We start from the raw sequence: 6,000 nt of genomic DNA, 5'->3' as shown, positions 1-6,000 counted from the left end.
CTTAGTACGAGAGGACCGGGATGGACGTACCGCTGGTGTACCAGTTGTCTCGCCAGAGGCATCGCTGGGTAGCTATGTACGGAGGGGATAAGCGCTGAAAGCATCTAAGCGCGAAGCCCCCCTCAAGATGAGATTTCCCAAGTCAGTAAGACCCCTTGTAGACGACGAGGTTGATAGGTTCGAGGTGGAAGTGCAGCAATGCATGCAGCTGACGAATACTAATCGGTCGAGGGCTTAACCATAAAGCTTTCCGGAGGAAAGCTAGCTTCGGAAGCATAAGTATTTAGCCTAAGTAAACCAACTTTACGCAAGTTTCGTATCTAGTTTTCAAGGCGCAAACACGCTTTGACTGTTTGGTGATGATGGCGGAGGGGACCCACGCGTTCCCATCTCGAACACGACCGTTAAGCCCTCCAGCGTCGATGGTACTTGAACCGCAGGGTTCTGGGAGAGTAGAACGTTGCCAAGCAGTTTTCCCTGATAGCTCAGTTGGTAGAGCACTCGACTGTTAATCGAGTTGTCACAGGTTCGAGTCCTGTTCGGGGAGCCATATGGAGAGGTGTCCGAGCTGGCCGAAGGAGCACGATTGGAAATCGTGTAGGCGTCACAAGCGTCTCGAGGGTTCGAATCCCTCTCTCTCCGCCACTATCTTTCTAGCAAGGCCCGTTGGTCAAGTGGTTAAGACACCTCCCTTTCACGGAGGTAACAGGGGTTCGAGTCCCCTACGGGTCACCAATAATCCCCACAAAGTGACGTAAAGCTGACGAAGCTTAATCCGAGTACTTTGCGTGGGCCCAAAACATTATCCCATGGAGGCTTAGCTCAGCTGGGAGAGCATCTGCCTTACAAGCAGAGGGTCGGCGGTTCGATCCCGTCAGCCTCCACCATGATTCCTAAAGCAAGACTTGCTTTACTTGGATTCCTAATATATGCTTAATGACGCGGGGTGGAGCAGCCCGGTAGCTCGTCGGGCTCATAACCCGAAGGCCGCAGGTTCAAATCCTGCCCCCGCAACCAACCTCTAACTCTGAGGTCATATGAATACGGAGCTGTGGTGTAGTGGCCTAACATGCCTGCCTGTCACGCAGGAGACCGCGGGTTCGAATCCCGTCAGCTCCGCCATTTTTACAACATCAAGTCAGGCTCGGTAGCTCAGTCGGTAGAGCAGAGGACTGAAAATCCTCGTGTCGGCGGTTCGATTCCGTCCCGAGCCACCATTTTTACAACTAAATATGCCGTTGTAGCTCAACTGGTAGAGCAACTGACTTGTAATCAGTAGGTTGGGGGTTCAAGTCCTCTCGACGGCACCATTGCTTTATGGAGGCTTAGTGAAGTGGCTAAACACGGCAGACTGTAAATCTGCTCTCTCCGAGTTCGGTGGTTCGAATCCATCAGCCTCCATTTACTTTTTCTAGGGGCATAGTTTAAGGGTAGAACAAAGGTCTCCAAAACCTTTGGTGTGGGTTCAATTCCTGCTGCCCCTGCCAAAAAAGTAAGAAACTTAATATTGTGGCGGTCGTGGCGAAGGGGTTAACGCACTGGTTTGTGGATCCAGCATTCGCGGGTTCAAGTCCCGTCGTCCGCCCATTATTACCAAAGCAAGATAATGGGGATTAGCCAAGCGGTAAGGCAACGGACTTTGACTCCGTCATGCCAAGGTTCAAATCCTTGATCCCCAGTTTTATATGCGGAAGTGGCTCAGCGGTAGAGCATCGCCTTGCCAAGGCGAGGGTCGCGGGTTCGATCCCCGTCTTCCGCTCCATTATTACTAAGGCGCCATAGCCAAGTGGTAAGGCAGAGCTCTGCAAAAGCTTTACCCCCAGTTCGAATCTGGGTGGCGCCTCCACACATTTATTAGCCGGAGTGGCGGAATCGGCAGACGCACAGGACTTAAAATCCTGCGGTAGGTGACTACCGTACCAGTTCAAGTCTGGTCTTCGGCACCATTATCTTTACAGATTCATATGCCGGCATGGCGGAATGGCAGACGCGCTCGACTCAAAATCGAGTCCGAAAGGGTGGAGGTTCGAGTCCTCTTGCCGGTATAACGAATAGAAAAAGCTCATGAAATCAAGTGATTTCATGAGCTTTTTCTATTTACGCGTATAATGCTGAAGTTCTAAAACATGTGTAATGAAAGTGATATGTACATACGCTGACAAACACACGCATTTTACAAAAGTGTCTGATAACATCATTAAAGTTCAACAAAACGGGCAAAAAATCTCCTGGCCTTAGATTTTCATTTGACTCGGAACCAGTAAAACGCAAGTTGCTGCGGCCGTAAAAGTAGGTAAAGAGTTTGATGCTGCAATGGATACAGGTTCCGTGGACGTTGACGCTTCCTTGCCTAAATATCAAAATGAAATGAAAGCAGCAAGGTTTAGACAAAATTTTTGCTGAAAAACCAAAACAAGAGGATGCCTTCTTAGCAGCGGCGAAGAAATAAAATTGAAAATGGATTTAAATGGAGTAGAAGGAGCCAGATTCGAATGAACCGGAGCTCCTTCTTTTTGTGGCGTTTAACCACTATGATTCAAAAATTACCAAGCGTACGTCATAGTTACGATCACGAGCAATATGAACAATACGAGAACAGCAGCAGAGGAAGTTCCATGTCCATAACCAACACCAGCACCTGCAGCAACACCCATTTATGTCACCCCCAATCTTAAGGAATGCTCTCTGTGGATCGGATGAGAGACAATACATCCTATGGTGAGGCGTCATGATTTGATTGGGTTTTCAGCCCAAAAGAAGCTGAAAAAATAAGCTTTAGGCGAAAGCCTTTTTTTCGAAAATGGATTAAGAATCTGAACAAGAGACAGCTGCCCTCCATATGGTAGAAAAGAGAATGATATGCCATTGTGGAGGTGTAAGTGCTATCGAGTACCTAGATATGTTAGCCAAACTTGGAGTGGGTAACGCGCATCCTGGAGGTTTCGGAGAGACGATTGAACAATTGAAGAAATACCCTATAGAGAAAGGGAAGCGTGTGCTGGAGGTTGGATGCGGGACTGGAAGGACGGCGTGTTTTCTTGCAGAGCAAGGATGCCAAGTGACTGCGGTTGATATTCGTCCGGAAATGATAGCTAAAGCGATCATAAGAGCTGAGAAACAAGGGGTACAGGTGCAATTTAACGTTGGGGATGTATGCCAATTGCCCTTTGAGGATCATACTTTTGATGTTGTGATGGTTGAATCGGTGACGAATTTCGCAGATGCCCAAAAGGCTGTATCCGAATATTATAGGGTACTAAAGCCGGGAGGTAAGCTCTATGATCGTGAAGTCATTCGTGTTAAAGACATGTCAGCTGCTGTTCATCGTGCGCTTTGCAGCTTCTATGGGGTGAGTAAAATATATAGTATGGATGAATGGCGAGAGCTGTTAGATCAGGGCAAGTTCAAGCCGGTGGAATTCTCAGGGATACATCCTTTCCCGCTAACGATGTTTGAAGATCAAGTTCAGCATCCTGATCCTGTTCACTTGTCGGATAAGCAATCATTTATGGATCCGCGGATATGGCAAATTACAGCGAGATACGATGAGCTTGTGAGTAAATATCATCATTATATGGGATACACACTTATGATAGGCTCAAAGGAATAAGAGGGCAGGCGAGGAAGGATTCTGGCTCCCTAATGGCGAAATATGTGAGAAAGATTATCATTGGGGGCTGCTTTATTTGAACATAGATGTCATAACGGAACGAATCCCGAATCGGAAGGCAAAAGAAATCTATGAGCGGATCTGTCGTCAAGCGACTGTATCCAAAACAGAGCTGTTAGAACAAAGTGGAATGACCGTTTCTACATTGACTCGGCTTTTGGAAGAATTAACGAGCCAAGGACTCATTCGTGAATCTGGTTTCGGTGCTTCCACTGGTGGGCGTAGGCCAATTCTGTATGAGAAGAATTCGGCCTATGCCTATGTATTTGGACTGGAGATATCCAGAACGTTGTCCAAGCTCGTGCTTGTTGATTTGGGGATGAAGAAATTAGACGCACGGAGCTGGACGATGACCGCTGAGATGACGCCTGATGTACTTATTCACCTCATTGCGGAAGAAGCAAATTGGATGCTGGAGCAGCATCAAATCAATAAATCGTCTCTGCTGGGCATAGGGATCGGTGCCGTTGGTCCTGTGGATCGCCTATCGGGTGCCATTTTAGAGCCGTCTTATTTTCCGGCTAAGGGTTGGAAAAATGTTGAGATCTGCAGTCTGCTATCCGAGGAGTTAGGTATTCCAGCCATGCTGGATAATGGAGCTAATACGGCGATCCTCGCTGAATCATGGCATCAGCGAACGCAGAGCTTCAAGCATCTGCTTTATATTCATGCTGGAATTGGTATACGCTCCTCTATGGTGTCCGAAGGGAAGGTCATCTACGGCGCTGTAGATATGGAAGGCTCCGTTGGTCAAATGATTATTCAAACTGACGGTGTACCCCATCGTAATTCGTCAGGGAATTATGGAGCCTTGGAGTCTTATGCTTCCTTGTATGCCATTGAAAAGGCGGCACGTTCCGCATTAAAGCAGGGCCGCTCAACGGTGTTGTCCCATTTCGTAGAGGACCCAGAACACTTGACCTACACCCACGTTCTGGAGGCGCTCCAAAAAAATGATCCCCTTGTTGTGGAGATCATAACGGAGGCTGCGACTTATTTTGGCATTGGACTAGCCAATTTATTAAATATTTTGCACCCCGAGAAGGTTATCTTAGGGGGGCCATTAATTGCGGGAGGGGAGTTATTTTTCCAAACCGCTACGCAGGTAGCGATTCGGAAAACGTACTATTACCCTGCGTATCAGGTTGTCTTCAGCAAAGGGCAGCTTGGTGAAGAAGCACTTGCGATCGGTGCAGCCGTGATGGTCATGGACCAGCTAGTTAGGCTGTAACGCCCTTCAAGAAATCAACAAGCAGCGCGTTGAAGGCTTCTGGTTTCTCCATTGGCGTCAAATGAGAAGCAGCCGGTATCACATGATAGCTGGCGCCGCTAACTTGATCGGCCATTTTCTTCATGACATCCGGCGGCGCAATCAGATCCTGTTCCCCTGCGATGACGAGCATTGGCACCGAGATGGAGCTAAGCAGGTCAACAGCGTCCTCGCGGAATGCCATGGCAAGACAGGCATGGACAAGCCCCTCCGCAGGCATCGATTCCATGACCGTGCTCAAGGTTTCGACGAGCTTTGGTTGATCTTGCTTTGTTTGTTCGGTGAGAAGCTTTGGCAGCATGGCGTCTCTAGCCACAGCGGACCCTTTTTCATATAAGGAAACTGCCATGTTCATCCGATTTTTACGAGCTTCTTGCCCATCTGCTTCAGGACGGGTGTTCGCCAGTAAAAGCGCTGTGAATCGTTTAGGAGCTTTGCGTAGAAGTGCAAATGCCACATATCCGCCCATGGAGAAGCCGCCCAGTGCGGCTTTTTGTATATCCATTTTGTCCATTAAAGTTAAAATATCATCGGCATATTGGTCGATTGAAATGTTCGTTACGGGCACATCGGAATTGCCCATGCCGCGAAGATCAGGTGTAATAACTCGATAGTTCCCCGACAAGACTTCCACTTGCGATTGCCACATGCGGTGATCAAGTGGAAAGCCATGCAATAAAATGACAGGTGCTCCTTGCCCTTGTTCCTCTACGAACTGCTCTGCTCCGTTAATATGATGTTTCAAATGCCTTCACGCTCCATTAGCTAAATTTATCTTGCATAAAGTCCTGTATCGCTTCTTTAACATTTCATTGGTATTCTCAGATTATACCTTTTCTTATTAACCATAAAAAGTCAAGACCAAACATTTATTTTACGAAGTGGGGTTATTGCTATGACTAAAAAACCTTGGTCCTGAGTAGATGTCCTCTCGTTTATCGATACATACCGTAAGAATCGTATCGGCAGTTAAAATCAAAAGTATGTTACTTAAAAGGTGAAATCCGTTATAACGAGATTTTACCTTTTTCTTTTGCCAATTTACCGCTAAACTTAGAAG

The 6,000-nt window shown here is 47.4% G+C and carries 4 protein-coding genes, 16 tRNA genes, 2 rRNA genes and 1 pseudogene; 21 read left to right on the top strand and 2 right to left on the bottom strand.

The features are described 5' to 3' along the window. The 19 genes and pseudogenes from BLT91_RS24695 to BLT91_RS34005 all read left to right on the top strand — a co-directional run. A 23S ribosomal RNA gene (locus BLT91_RS24695) occupies positions 1–242 on the top strand; the annotation flags it as partial. Positions 243–352: 110 nt separating this feature from the next. Further along, positions 353–469: ribosomal RNA gene (gene rrf, locus BLT91_RS24690) — 5S ribosomal RNA — on the top strand. Positions 470–474: 5 nt separating this feature from the next. Beyond that, positions 475–550: transfer RNA gene (locus BLT91_RS24685), tRNA-Asn, on the top strand. Between the two features lie 3 nt (positions 551–553). Next, a tRNA-Ser gene (locus BLT91_RS24680) sits at positions 554–645 on the top strand. A 15-nt stretch (positions 646–660) separates the two neighbouring features. Continuing rightward, positions 661–735 (top strand) — tRNA-Glu (locus tag BLT91_RS24675). A 76-nt stretch (positions 736–811) separates the two neighbouring features. Beyond that, positions 812–887, top strand: a tRNA-Val gene (locus BLT91_RS24670). 53 nt (positions 888–940) lie between these two features. Next, a tRNA-Met gene (locus tag BLT91_RS24665) sits at positions 941–1,017 on the top strand. Between the two features lie 28 nt (positions 1,018–1,045). Next, a tRNA-Asp gene (locus BLT91_RS24660) sits at positions 1,046–1,122 on the top strand. Between the two features lie 19 nt (positions 1,123–1,141). Beyond that, positions 1,142–1,217, top strand: a tRNA-Phe gene (locus BLT91_RS24655). Between the two features lie 17 nt (positions 1,218–1,234). Further along, positions 1,235–1,310: transfer RNA gene (locus BLT91_RS24650), tRNA-Thr, on the top strand. A gap of 9 nt (positions 1,311–1,319) precedes the next feature. After that, positions 1,320–1,401 (top strand) — tRNA-Tyr (locus BLT91_RS24645). Between the two features lie 12 nt (positions 1,402–1,413). Continuing rightward, positions 1,414–1,487, top strand: a tRNA-Trp gene (locus BLT91_RS24640). A 25-nt stretch (positions 1,488–1,512) separates the two neighbouring features. Further along, positions 1,513–1,585: transfer RNA gene (locus BLT91_RS24635), tRNA-His, on the top strand. Positions 1,586–1,607: 22 nt separating this feature from the next. Beyond that, a tRNA-Gln gene (locus tag BLT91_RS24630) sits at positions 1,608–1,679 on the top strand. A gap of 8 nt (positions 1,680–1,687) precedes the next feature. Next, positions 1,688–1,762 (top strand) — tRNA-Gly (locus BLT91_RS24625). A 10-nt stretch (positions 1,763–1,772) separates the two neighbouring features. After that, a tRNA-Cys gene (locus tag BLT91_RS24620) sits at positions 1,773–1,846 on the top strand. Positions 1,847–1,857: 11 nt separating this feature from the next. Next, positions 1,858–1,946 (top strand) — tRNA-Leu (locus tag BLT91_RS24615). A gap of 20 nt (positions 1,947–1,966) precedes the next feature. Next, a tRNA-Leu gene (locus BLT91_RS24610) sits at positions 1,967–2,045 on the top strand. Positions 2,046–2,274: 229 nt separating this feature from the next. Beyond that, positions 2,275–2,403, top strand: a pseudogene (locus BLT91_RS34005) (DUF3502 domain-containing protein); the annotation flags it as partial. Between the two features lie 140 nt (positions 2,404–2,543). On the opposite strand, the gene BLT91_RS24605 reads toward BLT91_RS34005, so the two are convergent. Beyond that, positions 2,544–2,654 (bottom strand): YjcZ family sporulation protein, encoded by a 111-nt coding sequence (locus tag BLT91_RS24605; protein ID WP_090826012.1) that lies wholly within the window; start codon positions 2,652–2,654, stop codon positions 2,544–2,546. Between the two features lie 245 nt (positions 2,655–2,899). Here BLT91_RS24605 and BLT91_RS24600 point away from each other — a divergent pair, with 245 nt between their 5' ends. Together BLT91_RS24600 and BLT91_RS24595 are read left to right on the top strand one after the other, a co-directional pair. Next, positions 2,900–3,610: a class I SAM-dependent methyltransferase gene (locus BLT91_RS24600; RefSeq protein WP_217635275.1), complete on the top strand. Its 711-nt coding sequence runs from the start codon at positions 2,900–2,902 to the stop codon at positions 3,608–3,610. An 82-nt stretch (positions 3,611–3,692) separates the two neighbouring features. Then, positions 3,693–4,901 carry an ROK family protein gene (locus BLT91_RS24595; RefSeq protein ID WP_090826030.1) on the top strand — a complete coding sequence of 403 codons (1,209 nt, stop codon included), beginning with the start codon at positions 3,693–3,695 and terminating at the stop codon, positions 4,899–4,901. Here the strand turns inward: BLT91_RS24595 and BLT91_RS24590 are convergent. Beyond that, the gene (locus BLT91_RS24590) at positions 4,891–5,685 is read right to left on the bottom strand and encodes an alpha/beta fold hydrolase (protein ID WP_090826007.1); all 795 of its coding nucleotides are present in this window, start codon (positions 5,683–5,685) and stop codon (positions 4,891–4,893) included. The two genes, BLT91_RS24595 and BLT91_RS24590, sit on opposite strands and share 11 nt — an antisense overlap. Positions 5,686–6,000: the final 315 nt, after the last annotated feature.

Origin of the sequence: Paenibacillus sp. yr247 (assembly GCF_900103825.1) — a bacterium.
Taxonomy (GTDB): domain Bacteria; phylum Bacillota; class Bacilli; order Paenibacillales; family NBRC-103111; genus Paenibacillus_E.
This window is presented reverse-complemented; position numbering and strand designations above follow the sequence as displayed.

Excerpts from the sequence above, each read along its gene's own strand:
- BLT91_RS24605 (WP_090826012.1), bottom strand. The coding sequence starts at position 2,654 with ATGGGTGTTGCTGCAGGTGCTGGTGTTGGTTATGGACATGGAACTTCC.
- BLT91_RS24600 (WP_217635275.1), top strand. The coding sequence starts at position 2,900 with ATGTTAGCCAAACTTGGAGTGGGTAACGCGCATCCTGGAGGTTTCGGA.